The sequence below is a fragment of the Moraxella macacae 0408225 genome (assembly GCF_000320365.1).
GTDB lineage: Bacteria > Pseudomonadota > Gammaproteobacteria > Pseudomonadales > Moraxellaceae > Faucicola > Faucicola macacae.
This window is the reverse complement of record NZ_ANIN01000001.1, coordinates 721,177-747,288: the sequence shown is the minus strand read 5'-3', so window position 1 is coordinate 747,288 and position 26,112 is coordinate 721,177. Positions and strand designations below refer to the sequence as shown.

The following is a 26,112-nucleotide window of genomic DNA, read 5'->3' as shown; positions in this document are numbered from 1 at the left end:
ATTTATTAAACAAAACTAAATAAACCAAACTTCTGTCTGACTGCTTAACTGCTTAAAACGCTCTTTAATGTTGGTTTTATCACTGTCATTGACAATGGCTCGTTCACTGGTAACAAATTTGTGTGGTTTGAGTTTGACAATTTCATTCACCATAGCCGTGTCAATATAATCCATACTGGCAACGATCAGATTTTCGTCATTGCCAACTTGATAAACTGGGTGGTTGTTTATTTCAATGCTGACAATTGGCAAGGATAACGAAACACCAATGTCCAATAAAAACTGAAACAACAAATCCTCTGCTGTGCGATCCGGTTTAATATTGTCAATCAGATCAACCAACATTTCTTGCGTGTATTCATGCGGATAATAATACACATCACGCATGTTGGTGGTGTCAATTTTTAATACGCGAAAACCTGTATCTAGGTGGCTTAAATCTTTATCCTGATTATCGGCTTTGATTTTTGCTCTGGCTCTACGGATACGCTCTTTTGAAATATCGGCGATATTGGCAAAACCTGCTTTATAGGCTTCGGATTTTTCATCGGTGGCCTCTGGTATCTGCACCATGATAAATTTACGCTTACCGCCGTCTTCTGCGTTAAGCTGCATAACCGCGTGGGCGGTGGTGGAGGAGCCTGCGAAAAAGTCTAGGATTATGTCGTTTTCTTGACTACTCATTAAAAGTAAATTTTTAATTAGCTGATATGGTTTGGGGGTGTCAAATAATGACAATCCTTTAAACAAGTTTTTAAGTTCATTCTTAGCAATTTCGTTCGTTTTATTTACATCTGAAAACATAATTGTTTCAGGAGTTAATCCTCTTTCTTTTGAATTCAAATAAGTTTTAACTCTAGGCACACCATTACCGTCCTTGCCAAACCAAATCTTATTATCTTGAATATGTTTATCCATTACTTCTTTAGTATATAGCCAACATCTGCCACTTTCCAATTTATGGACTTTACCGTTTGGTGCTATTAAATCATAAAACTGAGATTGTGTAGCATGCCCTGCCTGTGCAGTTGCTGGGTCAGATTTCCACAACCCTCTAATATCATCATCTGGATTTTTGTAATTAGCCAATGCCTTTTCTGTCATAGGTAATTGAAATAAACTAAAAATATTTGAATCTTTGCAAAAGCATAAAATATTATCATGCCTATAAGAAACCTGTTTTCTATTTTCCCTATTAGTTCTTTTCTCCCAAATAAAACTTGAGATAAAATTTCCCATACCAAAAACCTCATCACATATTTTTTTTAAATTCGCTTGCTCGTTGTCATCAATTGAAATAAAAATCACCCCATCATCTGCCAGTAAATTCCTAGCCAGTTTCAGTCTGCTATACATCATTGACAACCAATCAGAATGAAACCGCCCGTTGCTCTCTGTGTTAGCAATCAGTCTGTTACCCTCTTCATCTACTTGCCCTGATCGTTCAAAAAACTCTTGCGTGTCTTCAGCAAAATCATCGTTATAAATAAAATCATTGCCTGTGTTATACGGCGGATCTATGTAGATCATTTTGATTTTGCCAAGGTAGCTTTCTTGTAAAATCTTGAGTGCTTCTAGATTATCCCCTTCGATAAACAGATTTTGTGTGGTGTCAAAATCCACACTTTCAGAGCGACAAGGGCGTAAAGTTTTGGCAATGGGGCTGTTGGCAGTTACGATGGCTTCGCGTTTTCCCACCCAGTCAAGGCGGTAGCGTTCTTTGGAACCGTCAATTACTGTGTGGCTAAGTTCTTGCTTTAAAATCTCAAAATCCACGCCCAGTTCATATAAGATTTTACCGTTTTTGTCTGTCATCACATTGCCACTGTCATCGGTTTTGGCGGTTTCGGTGATGCAGTTTGGGAAGAGTTTGGCAAGTTTGGTGATGTTGTTGTCAACCAGGTTTGGGGTGTGCATTTTTAGGGTCATAGGGTTTCCTTTGGTTTTTATCTTAAACTTTTTCTTAAATTTTTTCTTAGGATTTTTTGCTTTTGCTTTTGGTTTTGCCTTTGCCACGATTGTTAAATTCTGCTTTTGACAACTGTGCCACAAGGTCAAAATCAATTTGTTGTGTGTCCATATTCACGCCTGCCACTTTGATTTTTAAGACATCACCAAGTCCAAACACAAGCCCAGATCTCTCGCCTATCAGTTGTTGGGCTTTTTCATCATACACAAAATAATCCGCTCCAAGGTTAGAAATATGGATTAAACCATCGATCAACAGATCCTTTAGCGTAACAAACAATCCAAAACCAGTTACCGTGGTAACAACCGCTTCATATTGTTCGCCCAAATGTTCGTGCATGTAGTGGGCTTTGAGCCATTGTTCTACAAAACGGCTGGCTTCATCGGCACGGCGTTCGGTTTTGGAGGTTTGCTCGCCTGCTTCTTGGAGTGTGTAGTGCATTTTTGGCAATTTTTTGCCCATGACAAAAGCCTTGATCGCACGGTGCAACATCAAATCCGGATAACGGCGAATCGGCGAGGTAAAATGTGAATATTCATCATAAGCCAGGCCAAAATGTCCGATGTTGGCTAATGAATAATTTGCCTGCATCATCGAGCGCAACAAAACGCTGTGAATACTGACGGCATCAGGGCGGTGTTTGGTGGCTTCGATGATACGCTTATAGTCGACTTGAGTTGGGTTTTCTGTGGGAAAAGACAAGCCAAAATGTTTGACAAAATCACTCACTTTGCCAACGCGTTCGGCATCGGGTTTGTCATGGTTGCGATACAGTACGGGCAATTCGTGCTTTAAGGCAAAATCGGCAGCACAAGTATTTGCCAATAACATCATTTCTTCTATCAATTTGTGCGAGTCGCCGCGTGTGCGTGGTATAATTTCGCTGATATTGCCCGTTTCGTCAAATTTAATGTAAGTTTCTGTGGTTTCAAATTCCATTGCGTGGCGTTCTTTACGTTTTATTAACAACAGTTGGTATAAATTGTACAAAATATCAATGGATTTTTTTACCGCTTTGTTGTTTGTAATGCTTGTTGGCATTGGGGGTTTTGTGGTTTCAGCATGTGCAGTTTCACCATGTACAGTTTCAGCATGTGCAGTTTTACCATGTACATTGGCAAAATAATCGTTAACCTCGTTATAGGTTAAACGTGCTTGTGAGTGCATAATGCTTGGATAAAATTGATAGCCTGTTACCTTGCCAGCTTTTGACAATACAATATCCGCCACCATGCACAATCGGTCAACTTGTGGGTTTAACGAACATAAACCATTAGACAACACTTCAGGCAACATCGGTATAACAAAATGCGGAAAATACACCGAGGTGCCACGTTCATAAGCCTCTAAATCAAGGGCAGAATTTGGCGTTACATAATGACTGACATCAGCAATTGCAACCACAAGCCGAAAACCGCCACCGCGCCGTTTTTCAGCATAAACGGCATCATCAAAATCACGCGAGTCCTCGCCGTCAATGGTAACCAATGCCAAATCACGCAAATCAACACGCCCTTTATAATCTTTGGCAACAGGCTCGCGGTAGGCATGTGCTTGCTGTAATGCTTGAGCGCTAAATTCGTGCGGAATGTCATAATTAAGCAATGTGGTTTTGATAATCAATTGTCGATCATTGTCATTTACCAAACTTTCGACAATTTTGCCCGTGGCAAATTCTTGTTGCGTGGGATAATCAATCAATTCTACACGCACCGGATCGCCGATTTTGACTTGCATTTCACGGACGTTTTGCTCGGTTACGCCAATTGGTTGGTGTGCGTTTGGACTGGCAAGTTTCACAAAAAACCCATCTGTGTCTTGCTCCAATTTGCCAATCATCTGCATCTTGGTATGTTCTATCACTTGCAAAATTTTACCGTTCATACGGCCGCGGTTATCACTTTGCGTGGCAACTGCTTTTACTTTATCACCATGAAACACCCAGCGCATTTGTTCTTCAGGCAAAAACAAATCAGGCATACCATCTAACACCACAAAACCAAAACCTTTGGCGTTACTGACAATCACGCCCGTTACGGTATCTTGTTCGTTAATTGGCCGATAAATAAACGGTTTGCCACCGTTGGCATCGCGGCTGATTTGCCCATCACGAAACATCGCTTTTAAGCGATTGCCAAGGGCTTCGTATTCGTTGTCATCAAGGTCAAAAATCACCGAAAGCTCATGTTGCGTGGCCTCACCTTTTTCGGCCAATGTTTGTAAAATTAACAAGCGGCTTGGAATTGGGTTTACGTATTTTGAGGCTTCTTGGCTGGCGTTGGGATCTTGCCAATTTTTTGTGGTTTTTTTGCTGAATGTTTTACGGTTCATAAGATTTCCTTGTTACATTTTTTAATGCAGGTTTAAATTCTACTGGGTTTGTTATTGTAAAGTTTTATTGTAAAATAGTGGGTTAATGTTGTTTTTATTTGCATTTTGACAATTGATTTAGACAATTGATTTAATTTAGGCAACTGATTTAATTGACAAAATGACAAGTGCTTTTGGTCTAAACTGTTGGTTATAATAGCATAATTTTTTACCATTTTGGCGGTTAAAACGTAAGGTTTTCGTTGCCAGTTTTTTGTCAATTTTTTTGCCATTTTTTTTGCCAAAGCAACCTAAAAGCAATCCGGCTGTTGTTTTTAACTTTTTTTACACAAGGCATAACCATGAGTTATATTTTTAATCCGAGCAAAACCGTAGGCTTGCCAATTTTACACCACGATAAACTGTTCCCTGTGCACCGCGTGTATTGTGTCGGACGCAATTACGCTGAACATGCCAAAGAAATGGGCTCTGATCCAAAACGCGAGCCGCCGTTTTTCTTTTGCAAACATAGCGATGCACAATCCATCATTCCAATTGCCAATAATCACACTGTCCACATTCCCTATCCTACTCAAACGCATGATTTTCACTATGAGATCGAACTGGTTGTGGCATTGGCCAGTGGTGGCAAAAATATTAAACCTGCTGATGCCATGCAATGCGTGTTTGGTTATGCAATAGGGCTTGATATGACTAGGCGTGATTTACAAAATCAGATGAAACAGCAAGGCCGTCCGTGGGAGGCTGGCAAGGCGTTTGATTTTGCCGCTCCAATTGGTGAAATTTGCCCCATATCTTATGCAGGTGAGATTGAAAACGCTCGCATTTGCTTAAAAGTCAATGGTAAAACCGTACAACAAGGCAACATTCATGAACTCATTTGGAATATCGCCCAAACCATTGGCGAGTTGTCTAAATTGTTTGAATTGTGTGCAGGGGATTTGATTTTTACAGGCACGCCAAAAGGGGTTGGCTCTGTGGTATCAGGTGATGTGATGATGGGTGAAATTACAGGATTGCCTGGCATTTGTGTGGTTGTGGATTGACATCATAAATTGACATAACACATCAATCGCGTATGTCAATCCACAAGGCTAATAACCGCCAAAACCAGTTAAAATTTAACCAGTTAATTGCTTGGTAATTAATGCCTTAATTGGCAAAAAATTATTGCTAATACGCATTACAGCAGTGCGAACCAATTTGGCAGGCTTGCTGTCTGTGGTAAATAATTTTACCATAGCATTTGTACCATGATACATAGGACGCGTGATTAACATATGTTGTTTTTCATAGCGAGCCAAAAGTTTTTGCGATGCAAAATCTTGCTGTTTGCTTTGGGCTTGGGTGATAAGTTTTGCTAAAATTGCCACGCTATTTAATCCCAAATTAAAACCATGTGCCGTAACCGGATGCATACCCACAGCACTATCACCGATCAATACCGCCCGGCCACGATAAAAACGATTGGCATGCACACTCACAAGCGGATAAGTGTGTTGCGTGCTAATAAGCGACATTTCACCCAACTTACCGCCAATATAAGCGGTGATTTTTTTGGCAAATGCATCAGGCGATAACGCCAACATAGCCTTAGCCTCTTGGCTATCCACAGTGATCACACAATTGGTTATATTTTCAGTCAAAGGCAACAGTGCAAGAGTTAAGCCATAATAAAAATATTCCACCGCTCGGTGCTGATTTGACACTGTATTTGACAAACGACAAACTATCATACTGCGACCAAAATCATAACTATCCGCTGAAATACCAAGTTTACGGCGGTTACTGGAAAAACGACTGTCAGCAATTACCAATAAAGATGCGTCAAATTTTTTGCCATCTTCCAATTCTACATAATTACAAACATCATTGGTGGCGACTGATTTTACCCCAATACCGCACAAAAGTTTAATATTTGGTTGAGATTTCACACTTTCATAACAAGCCTTGCGAATCAGATGATTGGAGATTAAATAGCCAAGATTGTCTAATTTGGTATCAAGCATATTGCCAAAAAAGCTGTTTTTTAACGTGCTTGGCGTGCCAAAATACAGCTGATAAGATGAATTGCCGTCCAGCACACTGGCATCTTTTAACAGGTGAATGTGTTTGTCATCAATGCGCGGCCAAATATCCAAATTTTGTAACGTGCGTTTTGATGCGTGAGTCAAGGCAATTTCGCGGCCGTCATAGTCAGGATTAGCCAAGCTATCTTCGCTGTTTTTTTCAATCACTAAGATATTTAGCCCCGTAGATGCAACCGATCGAGCAAAAGCAAGCCCCACAGGCCCTGCACCAACAATAATAATATCCGGGGCATTGTCTTTTGTTACATTGTCGCTTGTTACATTGTCTTTTGTTGCATTGTCATCTGATGGGTTGTGTGTTTGGTTGTGTAACTGGTTTTGTGGATTGGCATACATAATTTTATCCAATGTTTCAATACTAATTTAAAGTTTGGCAAATTGCTGTTAAACCATTGTGGTTAAACGATTGTTGTGGTTAAACGATTGTTGTGGTTAAACGATTGTTGTGGTTAAACGATTGTTGTTAAAATTTTGTCTATGCTAAAACTTTTGGACAGCAAAATCAATTGACAAAAAGTATTAATTGGTTTTATAAAGTATTAATTGGTTGTAAAGCGTTGGTCGATTGTATTTTGCCAAAAAAACCGCCCAAGCACTTGAGCGGTTTTTAAAGCAATTTAGGCTTGGTTTATACAGCGTGATACAGTTTAGAGCCTTCGTTGTGAAATTTGGTTTTCATCTCGTCCATGCCTTTTTGTACGTCTAGCTCTTTTTGTACATCTGGTTCTTTTTGTACGTCTAGCTCTTTGGCATAATTTCTAACGTTTTGCGTGATTTTCATCGAGCAAAACTTAGGCCCACACATAGAACAAAAATGGGCGGATTTATGGGCTTCTTTTGGCATGGTCTCATCGTGCATGGAACGAGCGGTATCAGGATCAAGTGATAAATTAAACTGATCCTCCCAACGAAACTCAAAACGCGCTTTGGATAACGCATTATCACGCACTTGTGCTGATGGGTGGCCTTTGGCAAGATCGGCTGCATGAGCTGCTATTTTGTAGGTAATAATGCCGTCTTTGACGTCTTTTTTGTTTGGCAAGCCCAAATGTTCTTTTGGCGTAACATAACACAACATTGCCGTACCATACCAACCGATCATCGCCGCTCCAATGGCCGAGGTAATGTGATCGTAACCTGGGGCAATATCGGTTGTGAGTGGCCCTAACGTGTAAAACGGCGCTTCAGAACAAACTTCCAGTTGTAGATCCATATTCTCTTTAATCATATGCATAGGCACGTGTCCTGGCCCTTCAATCATCACCTGCACATCATGCTCCCACGCGCGGTGAGTAAGTTCGCCTAAGGTTTTTAATTCGCTAAATTGAGCTTCGTCATTGGCATCTTGAATACAACCTGGTCTTAACCCATCACCCAAACTAAACGACACATCATAGGCTTTCATAATTTCACAAATTTCATCAAAATGCGTATACAGAAAATTTTCTTTATGATGAGCCAAACACCACTGTGCCATAATCGAACCGCCACGGCTAACAATGCCCGTCAAGCGGTTAGCCGTCATTGGTACATAACGAAGCAACACGCCTGCATGAATGGTAAAATAATCCACACCTTGTTCAGCTTGTTCAATCAACGTGTCTTTAAAAATTTCCCACGTTAAATCTTCAGCCACCCCATTGACCTTTTCTAATGCCTGATAAATTGGCACTGTACCAATTGGCACTGGTGAATTACGAATGATCCACTCGCGCGTTTCATGGATATTTTTGCCTGTAGACAAATCCATAATCGTATCCGCTCCCCAACGCGTCGCCCATGTCATTTTGGCAACCTCTTCATCAATGCTTGATCCTAAGGCTGAATTGCCAATATTGGCATTGATTTTCACCAAAAAATTACGCCCAATAATCATCGGTTCAGACTCTGGGTGATTGATATTATTAGGAATAATCGCTCGCCCTGCGGCCACTTCTTGACGTACAAATTCAGGCGTGATCTCGGTTAAATTTTTTGCCCCTCTAGGGTTGTTAAAGGTTTCGCCCTTGTGCTGGCGACTGTCTACACCAGCATGCTGTTTTTGATTTTCACGAATGGCAATGTACTCCATTTCAGGCGTGATAATGCCTTGGCGTGCGTAGTGCATTTGAGTAACATTTTTACCAGGTTTGGCTTTGCGTGGTTTACAAATATGGGCAAAACGAATGTTTTCGGTGCGTATGTCTTTTAAACGCTCACGCCCAAATTCTGAACTTAACGCATCTAAAATTTCTGTGTCATCACGTTCGCTAATCCAGTTTTCACGCAATTTTGGCAAACCTTGATTAAGATCAATGGTTACCGCAGGATCAGTATAAACACCTGATGTGTCATACACCAAAATTGGAGCGTTTTGCTCAAAACCGTTTTTGGCAAGTCCTATTGGCGTATCTGTTAAGCTAATTTGACGAAACGGTACTTGAATATCCGCTTTTGAGCCTTGTACATAGACTTTTTTGGAGGCTGGCAAAATACGCGTTAAATCCTTGGCGTCTTGCTCGTGCTGGGAAATGATTTGTTCAAAAGAGTGGGCTACTTGGTTCATTATAAATCTCCGTCCTAGTTGGCAAAAAAAGCAAATCAAGCCATCAGCCAATCCTTGATAAGATTTACAACAACACAAAATCAATCAGATAAGATGAAAACTTGACTTCCTACGGCGGTGTTAACCGCATCAGGTTCAACGGATTATGTACTTACATTCTCAGCCACTTTGTTTTTAACAAAACCATCTGTAAAAACCGTGGCACTCCGTCAAGTTATCTCTATTGTAACCCAAAACCAAAAGATTTTCTAGAAAATTTTTTTACATGACATCAGTTATTCAAGCAACTGTTGAGGTAAATCATGCAAATTTTTACTATTTGCTAAATTTTTGCTATACTGGTTGGTTTTATTTTTAACCAACGCATGGCATTGTTATGACAATTATCCAAAAATCCGCCGCCACTCATTCAACTAAAACCCCCATCAAAACCCCCATCAAGACAGAGTTACTCTGCCCCGCTGGCACATTCAAAAACATGCAATACGCCTTTGCCTATGGGGCAGATGCGGTGTACGCTGGGCAAGCCCGTTATTCTTTGCGGGTGCGTAACAACGATTTTGACGAAGAAAATTTGCAAAAAGGCATTGATTACGCCCACGCATTGGGCAAAAAGTTTTACGTCGTGGTTAACATTCAAGCCCACAACGCCAAACTCAAAACCTTTCTTGATGACATTCGCCCCGTTATTGAGATGAACCCTGATGCCTTAATTATGTCCGATGCGGGCATGATTATGATGGTGCGCGAGGCCTTTCCGCATCAAGCCATTCATTTATCGGTGCAGGCCAATGCGGTCAATTGGGCAACGGTGAAATTTTGGCGACAAATGGGCGTAGAACGGGTTATTGTCAGCCGTGAATTGTCCTTAAAAGAAATTGGCGAAATTATCACCCAAGTGCCAGATATGCAAATTGAAGTGTTTGTGCATGGGGCGTTGTGCATGGCGTATTCTGGGCGGTGTTTGCTGTCGGGTTATATCAATAAGCGGGATGCCAACCAAGGCACTTGCACCAATGCTTGCCGCTGGAAATACAACACTTATAAAGCCACAGAAAACGAAACGGGCGACATCGTTCCTTTAGAAAGCGTGCCTGTTGAAAATGTGCCTTTAGAAAATGAAAATCAATCCGCCCAAGTGTTTATTCCCAATCATCAAAACAGCGAAATTGCCAATGTTAATCTAAACGGCGATTTGGTTATGCCTGATGATTATGTAGAAAAACCGTCCGATGAAGTGGTTTTGCTTGAAGAACAAGGGCGAAAAGGCGAATTGATGGCAATGTATGAAGACGAACATGGCACTTACATTATGAATTCCAAGGATTTGCGTGCCGTGGAGCTTGTGCCTGATTTGGTCAATATGGGCGTGCATTCACTCAAAATTGAAGGCCGCACCAAATCGCACTATTATGTGGCGCGCACCGCCCAAGTCTACCGCCGAGCCATTGACGATGCCGAAAGCGGCAAGCCGTTTGACACCAGCTTAATCACCGCCCTTGACGGCCTTGCCAATCGTGGCTATACCGAGGGCTTTTTACGCCGCCATGTGCATTCCGATTATCAAAATTACGCCCACGGCTCATCAAAAACCGACCATCAGCAGTTTGTTGCCGAAGTGGATAGCGTTATCACTGTGGACGGTGAAAGTCGTTTTGTGTTAATTGTGAAAAATAAACTGGCAGCGGGTGATGTGCTAGAAATCATGACCCCAAAAGGCAATTTAACCTATCAACTCACCCAAATGTGGGATAAAAAAGGCAACCCAATTGACGCCGCCCTAGGCTCTGGCTGGGTGTGCCAAATTGCCAATCCGTTTAGTGATTTGGCTTGGAGTGATTTGCAATTTGCTTTGGTGATGAAGCAGGTTGATACGCCGATTTTTACTTGATTTAACAGCACAATTTAACAGCCTAGTTTAGCAAAAAACCAGCCTTAAAAAATTAGTCAATTTTAGACTAAGCTTATCGCATAATTTTCTAACGCGGTTTAAAATGTATGATGGTTTTTACAAAAAAGTATGCTAAAATAATAACTTATCAATAAATTTGATAATTTCTTACCATAAATTTTTCGTTTTTAAAAAGAGTAAACGCCATGAAATTTAACACTTTAACAGCCAGTTTGCTTGCCACTTTGAGTCTTTCTTTGACCGCTTGTAGTATCGATTCAGCAGAAAATGGGCAAAAACTTATTGAACAATTACAAAAATCCACCACCGTAAAAGAAATTTTAGAAGATTTAAAAAAAATCAAATTGGGCGACAATCCCCAAATTAAACAAGAACTTATCAAATTTTTAACCGAACACAGTGCAAAAACTGCAACACGCGAAGATGATTTGGCACCTTTGGCCTTTGATAGAAACAATCAAGTGTTGTTTGGTGGTACAGCCAGTCCTTTGTCATATCAAGACTTTTTATCAACCGCCAACAATAAAAAGGTTTACACCGCAAATTTTGCCCATTGTAGCTCTGATTGTACCAAAAAAGACTCAAGCAACATCATTACAACCGGTGAGATGAAATTTAGCATTCAGTACGATGTAGAAGCCCAACAATGGCAAGCAAAAGATGTAACCTTTAGCAAACTTGCCAAACACACCATTAAGCTATCAGACGATGCAGACGGACGCGATGCGATTACCGATCAAGCAACCCAATCAACCGCGTTGGCAACAGACAACAGTGTCTCGGCAACATCAGCGGTATTAACCCGCGACAGCAAAAAATTGGATCAACGTGTGTTTAAACTGGATTTAACCGGATCTAAGGTTCAAGGTTTGCCAGAATTTCACAACATTCAACTGATGTTTTCTAAACATGGTGGCTATGTTACCTCATTAAACAAAGATTTTGTCTTAGCAGGGGTGCGCGATGATAACTTACCAAAAGATAACTTACCAAAACCACAATCTGGCACAACCAATGATAAAATTATCACAGAAAACAACAAAAGTTGGTCGGGCTATCAATTAAAAATAAAAAATCAGCAAGCAACCAAATCCGAAACATTAACAAACTTGCAGTTTAAAGATACCACTTTTAATTCCCAAACCAATGGCAAGTTAAAAGACTTTTCAGTTGACATTAACCATAATACACAATATGTCAAGAAAACTGGAGTTAAAGGCGGTTATCTACAATTTGGTAAAATTCCAGCTTACGGCTATGGCTATGTCAAGAGCAATTCACGCGTTGACCATAACGCAGGGGTGATTGTGCTCGATCCAAGTGCTAAATTTATCGTAGGCACGGGCAATAACCGTGATATTAATGACAATAAAAACATTAACGGCATGTTTATCGCCCAGCGCAATAAATAACCGCCAATCCAAAACACATTATTAAAAAACATTGTTAAAAAACACCACATTGTTAAAAAACATTGTTAAAAACTGGATAAGGTTAAAAAACTGGATAGACCGCTATCCAGTTTTTGTTATTGACAAGTTTTATCATTGACAAGCCGTTTAACAACTAAGTTTCGTTTAACAATTAAGTTTTTTGAATTTCCAAAATCAAGCCCCATTTTATTCATAAAATCCAGTTGCATTGGGAGCTTTTATGCTAACAACTCACCCCACTCTACCAATTGATAGCGATTTAAGTAACACGCGCATGCGTTGGTTTACCGCTTACCAACAACAAGACATCACCACCATGGCTGATATTGAAAGCAAAGATTTTTTTGCGGTTTATTTTCAAAACGTAGAGACAAAAGCCGATTGGCATAAAAACATTCAAGCCATCTGTGTAGAAAATGACAGCCTACTACAGCTATTCAACACCAAAACGCCGATAAAAGTCCGCCACGATCGCATGGCTGATACTTCGCCCATCATCACATCGTATTTTAAACAAAACAATCAATCCATTTTGGTTAAAGAAATGTGGCAAAAAGTCAAAAATGATTGGCAGATCAGTTCACTGGTGATTAACACCACACAAAATAAACCCTTATAAATCAACCACTTTTTAAATTATTTTGTAAATTTAAATTATTTTGTAAATTGTTTTTATGGCACTTAAAATCACCACCGACTGTATTAATTGCGATATCTGCGAGCCAGAATGTCCAAATGATGCCATTTTTTACGATCAAAAAGGGCAAAAAACTTACGTCATCAATCCAAGTCTATGCACAGAATGCGTAGGTTTTTATGACGAACCAACCTGTGATAAAGTCTGTCCGATTGACTGCATTATAAAAGATCCAGATCAAGTAGAAACCAATGAACAACTGCTTGACAAATATAAAAAAATTTGGCAAAAATAACTTAACCCATTAGGGCAAAAACTGCACAAAATTAGCCGCGGACAAGTTTGGATTATTGGTATCAAAGCGGTACGCGGTCAAAAATCCATTGCCACCTGCTGAATAATCCACGCACACCACTTGATCAGACAGCATATTTGGTATGCCCGTCAACCAATAATGCCCAACAAAAATCGGTTTTTTTGTGGTTAACTCAAAATCCACTGCTTCACTCAAGGCATCAACTGGCACACTTGCCAAATCAGTTGGCATCGCTCTGGCAATTTTATGAATGGGCTGATTGGACAGTTGTGATAGCCACCATTGTACACGCATGTTGTGTCGCATATTTTTTTCTTTATCCACAAAATAAATACCCTCAGGCAGAGGAATTTCCACGCCTTTTAACACTCGCTCCAAAGCGTTATATTCAGGCGTGTCTTGATAACTGGTTAATTGTAAAGCGGTTTTGGTTAATTTGTTGTCATGGGTCAAATGTTGTTTTAACACCGACATGGCGTGCGTATCCCAACAAGCATGCACAAAACACGCCTGCTCAAATTCTAACCACAAGGGCAACTCATAAAAACGTTGCAACCAAAAATCATGCAAATCCGTGCCAAAACCCACTTCATCTAAAAACGCTTGATGTTGCAACGTATGTTTTGATTCGTGCTTGCGCAAATATTCAGTTGGATTGCGCTCATCAAGGGTAGCATACGCCAAAGCATTGTATTCGTGATTGCCCATAACAGCAAGGGCTTGATCATTATCAATCATATTAAACACAATGTTTAGCGTTGCCAATTGTTTTTCACCTCTATCCACCAAATCACCAATAAAAATCGCCTGATGGTTGGGCGGTGCAACAAAAAATTCACCGTTAAACCGATAGCCAAGCTTGGTTAACAGCCCTGTTAATTTATCCGCTTTGCCATGAACATCGCCAATAATATCATAAATCATTTTTCATCACGCTGTATCGTTTTAAGTAAAAAATTAACTCAAGTTTAGCCAAAGTTTAGCCAAAGTTTAAAAACCTAGGGTGCATCAGCGCATTAAAAAAGTGTGGTATAATATTTGGTTCAATCACAATTGTAGCCAACATTCCAAACACACCACCAACCAAATGCGCCGCATGATTGACATTGCCACGCCCATGCCCATCCGCCCACACGCTATAACCAACATACAACCCAGCAAAAACAATCGCAGGCACAGGCACAAAAAACACAAGCAATGTCGCCCACGGATTCATTAACACATAGCTAAACACAACCGCAGACACCGCACCTGATGCCCCCAAACTAGAATAACGATGGTCGTTTTTATGCTTCACAAAACTTGGTAAAATTGCCACAACAATCGCCACAGCATAAAACAACAAATAACCCACCGCCGATACTCGGCTGGCAAAAAACCGCTCCACCACTTGTCCAAACGAAAACAAGGTGAACATATTAAAAAACAAATGCATGCCATCAGCGTGCAACAAACCATGGGTTACAAATCGCTCCACTTGCCCACGTTGTATCGCAGGCGGATAAAAAATCAGCCTATCCATTAATTTTGGCGACTGCCACGCAAGCAAACTTACCGCCACCGTCAACGCAATGATAATTAACGTCATCATCTACAAATTTCTCACTTTTTTAAACCAAACTCAATCAAACAATTAATCAAACAATTAATCAAAAAAAATAAAACCCTACTATACTGTAATTTTACAAAATTTTCTGCAATTTTTGTTATCTTTTTGAAGCAAAAACCACCAGTTTTTATTCATACAGCTTTTACATTTTGGTTACTTTTATATAACTTGACGTAAAAATTGATCTGGGTTACTATAAAACCATTTTTAGAGGAAATTTTATGAGTATCAATGTCATTGAACATTTGGCAAGAACCGTTAGCCCTGCTATTTTGGGCGACAATGCCGATGACAACGCACGCAATGCTTTACTAAAAAAAGCATACGCCATTTTTATCAGTCATTTTATGGATAAAGCCATTTGTGCAGATTTAAAAAATGCCACGCCAAGCAATAATTTTTTTGAACGCCTATTGCCACAAGCCAAGCAGCGCAATGACCTAATTACCCATCTATCACAAGAATTTGCCTTGTCAAATGATGAAACTTTACAATTGGTTTCTGACTCTGCACCTTTGGCATTTAGCGAAGTGCAAAATCTTGCAGGCACAACCCCTGTGGCTGATTTTTTATGTGCAAACGTAAATCCTGTAGCAAATATGAATCCTGTAGCAGCACCGTCGTTACACATCACGCCCATAACCGCCAACCAAACAGCCACGCACACAGACACCCCAAAATTGGCTGTAACCGAAACAACCGCACCAGTCGGTAATTTGGCAAAATGGTTGTTACCTGTCATTGCTTTATTGATTTTGAGTGTTTTGGCAGCCGTATTGTTTCATTAGCTAAACCCAAAGAAGTATAGCCAAACTATCCCATTTTGACGATAATTGCTTTAACTTTTAACTGTTGTTAATTTTTAATTACTTGTTAAATTTTAATTGTTGTTAATTTTGTCATAGGATAACGATGATGCGTGTTCACTCATTTCACCCAAAACAAAACAATCAAGCCCACTTTAACGATCTAAAACCCACCAAAGAGCAATCAAAACCTGCCAATTTGATTGCCACAAGCCGTGAAACCTTGCCAAAAATTACCGTTAATGGCATTGCCATCGATCCAAAACAAATCGCCCAAGAAACCCAATATCACCCAGCCAACAGCAAAGATGATGCTTTATACTTATCCGCCAGAGCCCTTGTGATGCGTGAGTTGTTACGCCAAGCGGTACTTGCTGAGTCAAGCCTTGGATTGGCCGCGTGGGAGCGCGATGAAGAGCAAGCAATTGGTGATTTGCTTAGCAAAAACGTCCTGCCTAAAAATCCAACCGATACCAATATCACACAATACTACCAACAAAACCGGGCTCAATTTACCACGCCACCCATTATCACCGCACGCCACATTCTGTTAGCAAGTCCGCCAGAAGAAGGCGATGAACGCTTACAACTTAAAAAACAAGCCAGTGAAATCATTGAAAAAATCCAAAATAGCCATAACCCTGATGCCGATTTTTTATTTTACGCACAACAGTTATCCGCCTGTCCTTCCAAAAATGACGGCGGAAATTTGGGCGTGATCAAAAAAGGCACAACCATACCTGAGTTTGAAACCGCGGTTTTTGCCCTACCAAAAGGGCTTGGCGTCAATCCAATCGAAACGCGTTACGGCATTCATATCGTAGATGTGATTGATAAAAAAGAGGGTCTGGCGTTAAATTTTGCACAAGCAAAACCGATGATTGTCAATCATCTAACGCAACAATCTTTTCATCATAGCTTGGTGGATTATTTGTTTAAATTGTCGCAAAATGCCAAAATCGAGGGCATTGAGTTAAATATGCATGAAGAAAATGTATACCGTGGCTAATCAATTTTACCCAATCGATCTTTATTCAATTAATCAGGATTAAAAATAATCCCCTCGGTGATAAGGGTGATGGTTAATAATCGTCATTGCACGATACAACTGCTCCACCAACAGCACACGCACAAGCGGATGTGGCAATGTCAAATTTGACAACGACCACTTAAAATCCGCCTTAGCCAGCACCTCTTTTGATAATCCATCTGCCCCGCCAATCACAAAACCCATGTCATCACCCACTTGCATAGCATCGCTGATTTTTTTTGCCAAATCCTCAGTTGACAAATTTTTGCCACGCACATCTAAACAAATCAAGCGCTCTTTTTTGGCATTGGCATGTGCCTGCAAAATCAAGCCCCCTTCGTTTAGTGCATATTTTTCAAGCTCTGCTGCCGATGGATTTTTACTGCGTTTATAAGCAGGAATCTCCACAATTTCGGTATTTAACATAGGCTGAATGCGTTTTAAATAATCGTTACAACCTGTCTGCACCCATGTTGGCATTTTTTGTCCAACCGCTAAAATTCTTGCTTTCATATCATACTCAAATGCTAAAAACCATTACAACAATCATTAAATCATTGCAAAAAATTGGCTTATTGTAGCAAAAAATCATTATAATAAGCCAATTTATTTTTACGATTTATAAAACATGACTAAACAAACTTTACAAAAATTTTTACTAAAAAAACTTGTTGCCAACATCGCATTGAGTTTTATCATTGGTATCTTGATAAATGTTTGTATCAATCAATCACAACATGGCTTATTTTGGCTGATTAATTGGACGTGTGTCGCATTGGGATTGTTAATATTTTCTTTGTCATTGATATATTATTTTAAACAATTGCACGGTTTTTTGGACAACCCACAACAGTTGAGTAAATTTGGGGTTAATCCTTTTTTTAGCAAAATTGCCAACAAAATTCAGCTAATTCAGATTGAAAAACAACAGCTTAGCGAACAACATCACCGCCTTGACACCATGCGCAAAGATTTTGTTGCCAATGTGTCGCATGAACTGCGCACGCCAGTTACGGTGATGATGGGCTATTTAGAAACCTTTAGCCAACAGCCAGATTTAAACCCACGCTGGCAACGGGCGTTTTTGCAAATGCTGCAACAAAGCGATCGAATGAACAATATTATCAATGACTTACTGCTGCTGTCGCGCCTTGAAAATAGCGAAAACAACCAACAACCCACGCTGATTGATATGCCAAAACTATTGGCACAATTGTTTGACGATGCCCAAGTTTACAATCACAATTTTGAACATCTCATTCATCTACACATTGACAGCCAACAACAGATTATGGGTTATGAAGATTTATTAACCAGTGCTTTAAGCAATTTAATCACCAACGCAATAAAATACACGCCAAAAGGTGGCGAGGTAACAATTGGGTGGTTTGAAAAGACAGACGGTTATTATTTTAGTGTCAGCGACAATGGCATTGGAATTGATGCCTTGCACATTGAACGGTTAACTGAACGTTTTTATCGCGTGGACAGTGGACGCAGTAGGGAAACAGGCGGAACGGGATTGGGTTTGGCAATCGTCAAACACGTCGTTCATAAGCACAATGCCAAATTAAACATTCAATCCAAAGTTGGCAAAGGATCAACTTTTAGCATTATTTTTGTCAAACATCAAGCCCAATAAAATTAAACTCAATATCGGGCAATTTTCCTTGCACGATATCACCAATCGCTTTTGCAGAACCATTGGCATGCGTCCAACCCAATGTACCATGCCCTGTATTTAAGTATAAATTGTCAATGCGTTGGCGTTTTGCAACCGCTCGTCCGATAAGCGGTACATTTGACGGCGTCATCGGTCTAAGCCCCGTCCAATAATTTGGCTGTAAAATATCCACCGCATCGCCAAACACTTCTGCCACACGACGCGTGATCGCCTGACAACGCACAGGATTAAGCGACAAATCAAAACCATTAAATTCCGCCGTGCCTGCCACGCGCAAACGATCGCCTAAGCGCGAGTACACCAGTTTAAATTCATCATCAATCAAACTGACATACGGTGTTTTGTTCGGATCACGCACAGGATAAGTCGCTGAATAGCCTTTTGCAGGATAAATCGGTAATTTAATACCAAGCGGATAAACAAGCTTTGGACTATAACTTGCCATTGTTAAGACATACTTATCAAAAGTTAAGGTTTTCTTCGTATTATTGAGTAAATCGGTTACTGTAACACCAGTGATTTGTTGTTTGGTTAAACACAGCTGTTCAATTTGGTGATTGAATAAAAAATCCACGCCCATTTGTTGACAAATTTTTGCAAGTTTTTGGGTAAAAACTTTGGCATCGCCTGACTCATCAAGGGCGGTATAAGTTGCACCGACCAATTTATGTTGGATATTTTGCAAGGCAGGTTCATAGCCAATTGCTTGATCCACGCTGATTTGTTGACGATCGCAGCCTAATTGTTGCATGCGTTTGGTTGGCAAAATCGCATGTTGTAATTCGCTCTGATCGGTATAAAAATGCAAAATCCCTCGGGTTAAACAATCGTACTCAATGCCTGTTTGTTTACGCACTTGCCCTAAAATTTCACGCGAGTATAATCCCAATTTTACCATTTGTACAAGGTTTTTATCCGCTTGTCGGGCTTGACATTGCCACAAAAACTGCAAACTCCATTGCCACAAATCTTTATCAAAATCACGCCCAAACAAGCGTCGCCAACGAAATAGTAATGGTGCATCTTCTTGCCAAAGCCACCTTAATGCTTTTAGTGGCGTACGCGGATTTGCCCACGGTGTGGCGTGTGATACCGAAATTTGGCCGCCATTGGCAAAGGAAGTCTGCATTGCAGGAGCGGACTTGCGTTCAATCACAACAACATCAAAACCTGCCAATCGCAATTGATAAGCCGTCGTAACACCAACCACGCCTGCACCTAAAACCACGATTTGTTGTGTGGTTTGTTGTGCCTTAGGTTGCTGTGTCATAGCCTTCTTAATCATAGCTTCCTTGTTTGATAAATCTTGTTTGGATAGATCTTTTGTTGAGAAAAATCGTTTGCATAAAAACACATATACCAGTATAGCAAATTTTTTTACATTTAACAAAAATCCAATCCATGCAACCAAATTTTGGTATATTTTGTACATTATCATTAAAACATTTTTCATTAAAAAAGGCTTTAATTCACAAATTAAAACCTTTTTAGGCATACAAAATTAGTTATCCACGCTATTATTTATTCACGCTTATTTGCGCGCACTGCGTTTACGGTCATTTTCTGTCAAATAACGTTTACGAATGCGGATTGATTTTGGTGTAACCTCAACCAGTTCATCATCTTGAATAAATTCCAACGCTTGTTCCAATGTGTATTTAATCGGTGGCGTCAAAATGATATTTTCATCTGATCCTGAAGCACGAATGTTGGTTAATTGCTTGGCTTTGGTTGGATTTACCACCATATCATCACCGCGCGAGTTTATGCCAACAATCATGCCCTCGTACACTTCAAGCCCCGGTTCAGCAAATAATTTACCGCGTTCTTGCAAGTTAAACAGTGCATAACCCAAGCAAGTCCCCGTAATCATTGAAATTAACACACCATTGTTGCGTCCTCCAACCTCGCCGACTTTTTGCTCACCATAATGCGAAAAACTTGAAGTTAAAATACCTGTGCCTGACGTCATCGTCATAAATTCCGAACGAAAACCAATCAACCCACGTGATGGAATAACCGCTTCAATCCGAATACGCCCTTTACCGTCCAACTCCATATTTGTCATCTCACCTTTGCGCAGTCCAACCTGTTCCATGACTGCCCCTTGGTGCTGTTCTTCTACATCAAAAATCACATTTTCGTATGGCTCTTGTTTGACACCGTCAATTTCTTTCACAATCACCTCAGGACGAGACACACCAAGCTCATAGCCCTCACGACGCATATTTTCAATCAACACAGACAAGTGCAATTCACCGCGACCTGAAACCTTAAATTTATCAGGACTATCTGTATCCTCCACACGCAAGGCCACATTGTGAATCAATTCACGCTCAAGACGTTCGCGAATATTACGCGAGGTTACAAATTTACCCTCACGCCCTGCAAACGGCGAATCATTCACCTGAAACGTCATAGAAACAGTCGGCTCATCAACGCTCAAAGCCGGCAAAGCCTCCACATTTTGCGGATCGCAAATCGTATCTGAAATGTTCAAACCATCGATGCCTGTAATGCAGACAATATCACCCGCTTGAGCCATTGGCACTTCAATACGCTCTAAACCGTGATAACCCATAATTTGTAGAACACGCCCATTGCGTTTATTGCTCTCTTTGTCAATAATTGCAACAGGTGTGTTGGTTTTGACAAAACCACGTTGAATACGCCCAATACCGATCAAGCCTTTAAAATTATCATAATCCAAACTTGAAATTTGCATTTGGAATGCACCCTCGGTATCCACTTGCGGTGCTTCCACCACATTGACAATGGTTTCAAACAGTGGCTGCATATTTTCTGCCATAGCATCTGGTGATAAACCTGCAATACCATTGACTGCAGATGCATACACAATCGGAAAATCCAACTGCTCATCGGTTGCACCCAAATTATCAAATAAATCAAACACCTGATCCATCACCCAATCAGGTCTTGCACCAGGTTTGTCAATTTTGTTAATCACAACAATCGGTTTTAAACCACGTGCAAAGGCTTTTTGAGTAACAAAACGCGTTTGTGGCATTGGCCCATCAACCGCATCTACCAACAACAACACGCAATCCACCATCGACATCACACGCTCCACTTCACCGCCAAAATCAGCATGGCCAGGCGTGTCTACAATGTTAATGCGATATTCTTCACCATCTTTTGGGTTTTTCCAGCGGATTGCAGTATTTTTTGCCAAAATGGTAATGCCTCGCTCTTGCTCCAAAGCATTAGAATCCATCACGCGTTCCACTTCAGCTGCACGCTCACCAAAAGTGCCTGACTGTTGCAAAAGTTTATCAACCAACGTGGTTTTACCATGGTCAACATGAGCAATAATCGCAATATTGCGAAGATTTTTAATCGAATCTGACATAAAAACAACTCTTAAGATTAAGGAAATTAAAACGGATAACTAAAATCAAAATAAATAACTAATTAAAAACAAACAATTAATTAAAATGGATAATTATAACATCTTTATAGAAAAATTTTTAAGAAAACAATCCAAACCGTTAAAAAATTAAGATAAAATCCAAAAAAAATTAAAAATACAAAAAAGCTACCCAAATTTTGGATAGCTTTTTTTGTGTTATTAAACCAAAAATTAGTTCATATCTTTAGTTTGAGTTACAGTTTTTGTGTTATTACCAGAAATTGTGGCATATACACGACGGTTCATTGCTTGACCTTCTTTGGTATCATTGTCAGCAATTGGACGATCAAAACCATAACCTACTGTGCTAATACGTGCTGGGTTAATACCAAATTGGTTAACCAATACACCTTTTACAGCATTTGCACGAGCTTCAGACAGACGTTGGTTGTATGTTGCACTTGAACGTTTGTTGTTTTTAGAAGCATGACCTTCGATCGCAGCCGTTGCATTTGAATATTCATTCATTTTTTCTGCAACTTTTTGAATCTCTGGTCTGTATTGATCTTTGATGGTGGTTTTGTCGTTGTCAAAGAACACACGCAATTCCATACGCAATTGATCATCAATTACTTTTTCTACAGGGCAACCAATTTCATCAACAACAACATTTAATGGTGTGTCTAAGCATTGATCAACACTGTTTGGTACGCCGTCTTGGTCATCATCACCATCAACTTCCTCTACCACATCTACAACAACAGGCTCGACAGGTTCAACAGGCTCTACCACAACTGGATCAGCCGGTACAATCGTTGGCTCAACAACTGGAGCTGCTGGTGCTAAATGTCCACCCAGTGCAACATTCAAGCCAGCCAATGCCATGCCTTCCCACCAGTTATTGTCAAAGTTATGAACCGCACGAGCTTCACCACGTAGGCTTAATGCATCGTTAATACGGTAATAAGCACCCAAACCTACGTTACCAATGGTGTCTTTAGACTGGGCGTATTTTTGACCTGCTTGTACGTTTAATTTGCTGTCTGTTTTTTTGGCTTTAACAGAAATATCAGAAACACCTGCACCAACCAATACGTATGGTTTAAATGGGCTGTTGGTATATCCAGTAAATGTTTCTGTACCCACTGCTAAGTTGGCAGAATACATTTTTTGTTTGGCATCAAATGCAATACCTGCTTCTTTGGCTTTTTTATTTGCAAAAGCATCGGTATTTTTTTCGCCATATTCAAGCTCTAATGCAATGGTTGGGGTTAGCTCGATGCCAATGCCTGCACCAACATACAAATCGCTATCTAACGCAACACCATTGCCTTTACCAGTAATGCCGTTGTTGGCTTGATTTTTTTGTGCATCTGTAACGGTTTGTACACCTGTGTTTAAAGTTTTGCGTTGTTTTTTTGCGGTATCTTTGATGTCATTAGATACATGATAACCCAAAATCAATGGGGTAACGGTTACACCAGCGTTTACAGAGGCGGCTGCTGTCGTTGCCAAAATCGCCAAAGCCAGTTTGTTATAAGCTTTCATAATTCCTCCAAAAGGACTTGTCTAAATTACAATTGGTCTTAAGTTACAATGATGTCTATCTCTCGTGATAGGTCGCTGTTAATATTGACCAATACTAAAAACTGCCTACCAAAAATCTCAGTCGTTAATAGCTTAACGTTTTATCATTAAAATGACAACTATTTTTTTAATTTTTGAAATAATATTACCAAAATATCACAATTTTTTGTTGGTTTTGGCAATCATTGTTCAAAAAATAAACACCATAGACAAAATAATGCATCAGCTGTCGATCTGTGTTAATTTTAATATAGAAAAGTTTTTTTAGCTAGTGTTTTGATAGAATTAATCATGAAAAACTACATTTTTTTACGTTTTTTTACGTTTTAACATTTTTTTGGTGGTTTTTTGTGGTTGTTTTAGGTATGATAATCATTATTTGTTTGCTGTTTTACCCATTTTTTAGATATCATTTTTAGATTAAGGAAAATCTAATGCCGTCTTGTATTTATCATCGTGGCAATTATTTGGGGTTTACTTTAATAGAATTCATAGTAACGATTGTTGTGATGAGTGTTCTTGCAAGCATTGCTATACCAACTGTGGTTGATCAACTTAAAAAATATGAAAGCCAACGTGTCGCAACCACAATCAGTTCACTTTTAAGAATTTCTAAACAAGATGCTATGATTTACCGCAACACAATAACGCTTTGTATCGCTGACGAACAAGGCAAATGTGTTGCTAATAATGGTACAGTATTATTAAGTTTTATTGACAAAAACAACAATCATCACTTTGATGAGGGCGTAGATGTTATTAGAGAACGTGCACCTCTTAAGCTAAGATACGGCATCGTTCAGCTTAGGGTTTCTTTAAGTAAAACTTATGTGAATTTTAAGGCAAGTAATGGCAATCCTATCGGATATATGGGACATATTCGCTACTGCCCTAGTGATAACAATGTGCAAAATATGTTTAAAGTCAGCTTTAACAAAGTAGGCATAATAAAAGTCAAACCCTACAAAGAAGAAAAAACAGGCTGTTAACCAAACGCTTGTCGCATAGATTTTACCGCATTTTCCAAACCCATAAACACACTGTCAGCAATGATCGCATGACCGATATTTAGCTCATGAATGCCACCAATTTGGGCAATTAAAGCCACATTGTCGCGCGTTAATCCATGCCCTGCATTTACCAATAATCTTGGGTTTTGTTGTTTGGCATAAGCAACGGCTTTTTGAATGCGTATCACTTCGCCAGTTATCGCTTGTTGCTTATTTTTTAACCACAATTGTGCATACACGCCTGTATGAATTTCTATTGCATCAGCACCAATTGCAATGCTTTGATCAATTTGGGCAAAATCTGTGTCAATAAAAAGCGATACTTGTGTACCAATTTTGTGCATCTCTTGGATAAAACTGGCAATTTTTTTAGCAGATTTTACCACATCTAAGCCGCCTTCCGTGGTCAATTCTTGGCGTTTTTCAGGAACAAAACACACCCATTCAGGCTTTACATCACAAGCAATTGCAAGCATTTCATCAGTTACCGCCATCTCCAAATTCATACGCGTTTTCATCACAGATTTTAAGCGATATACATCTGCATCTTGGATATGACGGCGGTCTTCTCGCAAATGCAGGGTAATGCCATCTGCCCCCGCCTGCTCACAAAGCAGTGCCCCTAAAACCGGATCAGGATAGCTTATGCCACGAGCTTGGCGCAAGGTAGCGATATGGTCAATGTTCACGCCTAAAAGCGGTTTATTCATAATTATTCCTTTATTTTTTATCAATTTGTTTTTGGTAAATGTGTTTTTGGTAACAGGATAATTGTTGCCAAAGCTCACGGCTTTTAATTGTTTGATAATTCAACAAATTATCCAATACTTGCCGATAAATCACACCAATTTTTCGCAATAAATCACTCAATTCTAACAAATTTTGCGACAATCTTTCAGCAAAAATGTTCGGTTTTGTTAAATATTCTTGCCAATCAATCAACTGTTTGCCAAATATAAGTGGTTGATTATTTGGTATATTTTGAGATTTGTTAACAATTGATACAAAACCTTGCTCCAATCTATAACAATAGTTGGCTTGTGGGTTTATCGGTTGTTGCAAAAAATCTTGTGAAAAATCAATCGCATAACCCAATTCATCTAACAAAACAGTTTCAAATTGGCGCAAAACAAACTGCCAACGCTGATTTTGATGCGTGTTGACTTTACGAAAAATTTGCACCAAACTGTACTCGTATTGTTGCCAAACCTTAGGCATAACCTCTTCTACATTTGCAATTCCTAAGATTTTTAACAATAATTCATTTAAATACAAGCCAATAATCATAGGCTTGCCAAAATTTTGTGAGATCAAAAGCGGTTTGTGTGTTAAAAGTTGGCTTTGACTAAAGGTTTTTAAGCTGTTTTTGCCCGTCGCAAATAACGAAATTGGCATAAACAACGGTAGGTTTTTTTTGCCAATACCATGCACAAGCCCAAATTCTTGGGAAAAAAAGTAGATCAAACTGCGACTTTCGCCATACGGTTTTTGGTGCAGAATATAACCTGTAAGTGGCTCATTTCGCATGGTTTTTTATAGATGATTGGGTTAATTTAGTTTTGACATAGCTGATTAAGTCATGATTGATTGTCGCAACTGTCTGTAAAATATTGTTTTATCTGTAAAATATTTTGCGTATGCTACTATATTTTTTATCATTATGCAAAATTTATTTGTTACGCAAGGTTTATAATCAGTCTTAAAGTCTGTAGTTGCCTTGTTTTGGCATTCAACAAACAATTTGGTTTTTAAAAATAATTCAGTTAAAAAACAATAAAAAACA

20 protein-coding genes, 1 pseudogene and 1 riboswitch are annotated in these 26,112 nt (G+C 39.6%); of the genes and pseudogenes, 9 read left to right on the top strand and 12 right to left on the bottom strand.

Annotated features, from left to right (window positions below; genetic code table 11):
• Nucleotides 1-15 precede the first annotated feature (15 nt).
• A complete protein-coding gene (locus tag MOMA_RS03360; RefSeq protein ID WP_009767210.1) occupies nt 16-1,929 on the bottom strand; it encodes a site-specific DNA-methyltransferase in 1,914 nt (637 codons plus the stop codon).
• A gap of 46 nt (nt 1,930-1,975) precedes the next feature.
• On the bottom strand, nt 1,976-4,300 hold the full coding sequence (rnr, locus tag MOMA_RS03355) for a ribonuclease R (RefSeq protein WP_009767209.1): 2,325 nt from the start codon (nt 4,298-4,300) through the stop codon (nt 1,976-1,978).
• A 341-nt stretch (nt 4,301-4,641) separates the two neighbouring features.
• Here rnr and MOMA_RS03345 point away from each other — a divergent pair, with 341 nt between their 5' ends.
• On the top strand, nt 4,642-5,346 hold the full coding sequence (locus tag MOMA_RS03345; RefSeq protein ID WP_009767207.1) for a fumarylacetoacetate hydrolase family protein: 705 nt from the start codon (nt 4,642-4,644) through the stop codon (nt 5,344-5,346).
• Nucleotides 5,347-5,421: 75 nt separating this feature from the next.
• Here the strand turns inward: MOMA_RS03345 and ubiM are convergent, their stop codons facing one another.
• Both ubiM and thiC read right to left on the bottom strand, forming a co-directional pair.
• Nucleotides 5,422-6,726 (bottom strand): 5-demethoxyubiquinol-8 5-hydroxylase UbiM, encoded by a 1,305-nt coding sequence (gene ubiM, locus MOMA_RS03340; RefSeq protein WP_009767206.1) that lies wholly within the window; start codon nt 6,724-6,726, stop codon nt 5,422-5,424.
• A gap of 292 nt (nt 6,727-7,018) precedes the next feature.
• The gene (thiC, locus tag MOMA_RS03335; RefSeq protein WP_009767205.1) at nt 7,019-8,935 is read right to left on the bottom strand and encodes a phosphomethylpyrimidine synthase ThiC; all 1,917 of its coding nucleotides are present in this window, start codon (nt 8,933-8,935) and stop codon (nt 7,019-7,021) included.
• A gap of 88 nt (nt 8,936-9,023) precedes the next feature.
• Nucleotides 9,024-9,154, bottom strand: a riboswitch (TPP riboswitch).
• Between the two features lie 259 nt (nt 9,155-9,413).
• On the opposite strand from thiC, the gene trhP reads away from it, so the two are divergent.
• The 4 genes from trhP (at nt 9,414) to MOMA_RS03315 (ending at nt 13,212) form a co-directional block, all read left to right on the top strand.
• Nucleotides 9,414-10,826 (top strand): prephenate-dependent tRNA uridine(34) hydroxylase TrhP, encoded by a 1,413-nt coding sequence (trhP, locus tag MOMA_RS03330; RefSeq protein ID WP_009767204.1) that lies wholly within the window; start codon nt 9,414-9,416, stop codon nt 10,824-10,826.
• A gap of 206 nt (nt 10,827-11,032) precedes the next feature.
• Nucleotides 11,033-12,259 carry a hypothetical protein gene (locus MOMA_RS03325; protein WP_009767203.1) on the top strand — a complete coding sequence of 409 codons (1,227 nt, stop codon included), beginning with the start codon at nt 11,033-11,035 and terminating at the stop codon, nt 12,257-12,259.
• A gap of 241 nt (nt 12,260-12,500) precedes the next feature.
• Nucleotides 12,501-12,899, top strand: coding sequence for a hypothetical protein (locus MOMA_RS03320; RefSeq protein ID WP_009767202.1), 399 nt, complete (start codon nt 12,501-12,503; stop codon nt 12,897-12,899).
• 55 nt (nt 12,900-12,954) lie between these two features.
• A complete protein-coding gene (locus tag MOMA_RS03315; RefSeq protein ID WP_009767201.1) occupies nt 12,955-13,212 on the top strand; it encodes a YfhL family 4Fe-4S dicluster ferredoxin in 258 nt (85 codons plus the stop codon).
• Nucleotides 13,213-13,221: 9 nt separating this feature from the next.
• Here MOMA_RS03315 and MOMA_RS03310 read toward each other — a convergent pair whose 3' ends face one another.
• A complete protein-coding gene (locus MOMA_RS03310; protein ID WP_009767200.1) occupies nt 13,222-14,157 on the bottom strand; it encodes a metallophosphoesterase in 936 nt (311 codons plus the stop codon).
• Between the two features lie 55 nt (nt 14,158-14,212).
• Nucleotides 14,213-14,824, bottom strand: a complete 612-nt coding sequence (locus MOMA_RS03305) for a rhomboid family intramembrane serine protease (protein WP_009767199.1) — start codon at nt 14,822-14,824, stop codon at nt 14,213-14,215.
• A gap of 239 nt (nt 14,825-15,063) precedes the next feature.
• On the opposite strand from MOMA_RS03305, the gene MOMA_RS03300 reads away from it, so the two are divergent.
• Both MOMA_RS03300 and MOMA_RS03295 read left to right on the top strand, forming a co-directional pair.
• Nucleotides 15,064-15,630 carry a hypothetical protein gene (locus MOMA_RS03300; protein WP_009767198.1) on the top strand — a complete coding sequence of 189 codons (567 nt, stop codon included), beginning with the start codon at nt 15,064-15,066 and terminating at the stop codon, nt 15,628-15,630.
• Between the two features lie 124 nt (nt 15,631-15,754).
• On the top strand, nt 15,755-16,657 hold the full coding sequence (locus MOMA_RS03295) for a peptidylprolyl isomerase (protein WP_152411761.1): 903 nt from the start codon (nt 15,755-15,757) through the stop codon (nt 16,655-16,657).
• A 39-nt stretch (nt 16,658-16,696) separates the two neighbouring features.
• On the opposite strand, the gene rlmH is transcribed toward MOMA_RS03295, so the two are convergent.
• A complete protein-coding gene (gene rlmH / locus MOMA_RS03290) occupies nt 16,697-17,191 on the bottom strand; it encodes a 23S rRNA (pseudouridine(1915)-N(3))-methyltransferase RlmH (protein ID WP_009767196.1) in 495 nt (164 codons plus the stop codon).
• A gap of 433 nt (nt 17,192-17,624) precedes the next feature.
• On the opposite strand from rlmH, the pseudogene MOMA_RS03285 reads away from it, so the two are divergent.
• A pseudogene (locus MOMA_RS03285) lies at nt 17,625-18,320 on the top strand (ATP-binding protein); the annotation flags it as partial.
• On the opposite strand, the gene MOMA_RS03280 reads toward MOMA_RS03285, so the two are convergent.
• The 3 genes from MOMA_RS03280 to MOMA_RS03265 form a co-directional block, all read right to left on the bottom strand.
• Nucleotides 18,301-19,632: a D-amino acid dehydrogenase gene (locus tag MOMA_RS03280; RefSeq protein WP_009767194.1), complete on the bottom strand. Its 1,332-nt coding sequence runs from the start codon at nt 19,630-19,632 to the stop codon at nt 18,301-18,303. The pseudogene MOMA_RS03285 and the gene MOMA_RS03280 sit on opposite strands and share 20 nt — an antisense overlap.
• Before the next feature lie 261 nt (nt 19,633-19,893).
• The gene (typA, locus tag MOMA_RS03270) at nt 19,894-21,732 is read right to left on the bottom strand and encodes a translational GTPase TypA (RefSeq protein ID WP_009767192.1); all 1,839 of its coding nucleotides are present in this window, start codon (nt 21,730-21,732) and stop codon (nt 19,894-19,896) included.
• A 231-nt stretch (nt 21,733-21,963) separates the two neighbouring features.
• Entirely contained in the window at nt 21,964-23,280 is a 1,317-nt protein-coding gene (locus MOMA_RS03265; protein WP_009767191.1) for an OmpA family protein, read from the bottom strand.
• 473 nt (nt 23,281-23,753) lie between these two features.
• On the opposite strand from MOMA_RS03265, the gene MOMA_RS03260 reads away from it, so the two are divergent.
• Nucleotides 23,754-24,308, top strand: a complete 555-nt coding sequence (locus MOMA_RS03260) for a pilus assembly FimT family protein (RefSeq protein ID WP_009767190.1) — start codon at nt 23,754-23,756, stop codon at nt 24,306-24,308.
• Here the strand turns inward: MOMA_RS03260 and pdxJ are convergent.
• The gene (gene pdxJ, locus MOMA_RS03255; RefSeq protein WP_009767189.1) at nt 24,305-25,039 is read right to left on the bottom strand and encodes a pyridoxine 5'-phosphate synthase; all 735 of its coding nucleotides are present in this window, start codon (nt 25,037-25,039) and stop codon (nt 24,305-24,307) included. The genes MOMA_RS03260 and pdxJ overlap by 4 nt on opposite strands.
• A gap of 10 nt (nt 25,040-25,049) precedes the next feature.
• Complete coding sequence (gene recO / locus MOMA_RS03250) at nt 25,050-25,856, bottom strand: DNA repair protein RecO (RefSeq protein WP_009767188.1); 807 nt, start codon at nt 25,854-25,856, stop codon at nt 25,050-25,052.
• Nucleotides 25,857-26,112: the final 256 nt, after the last annotated feature.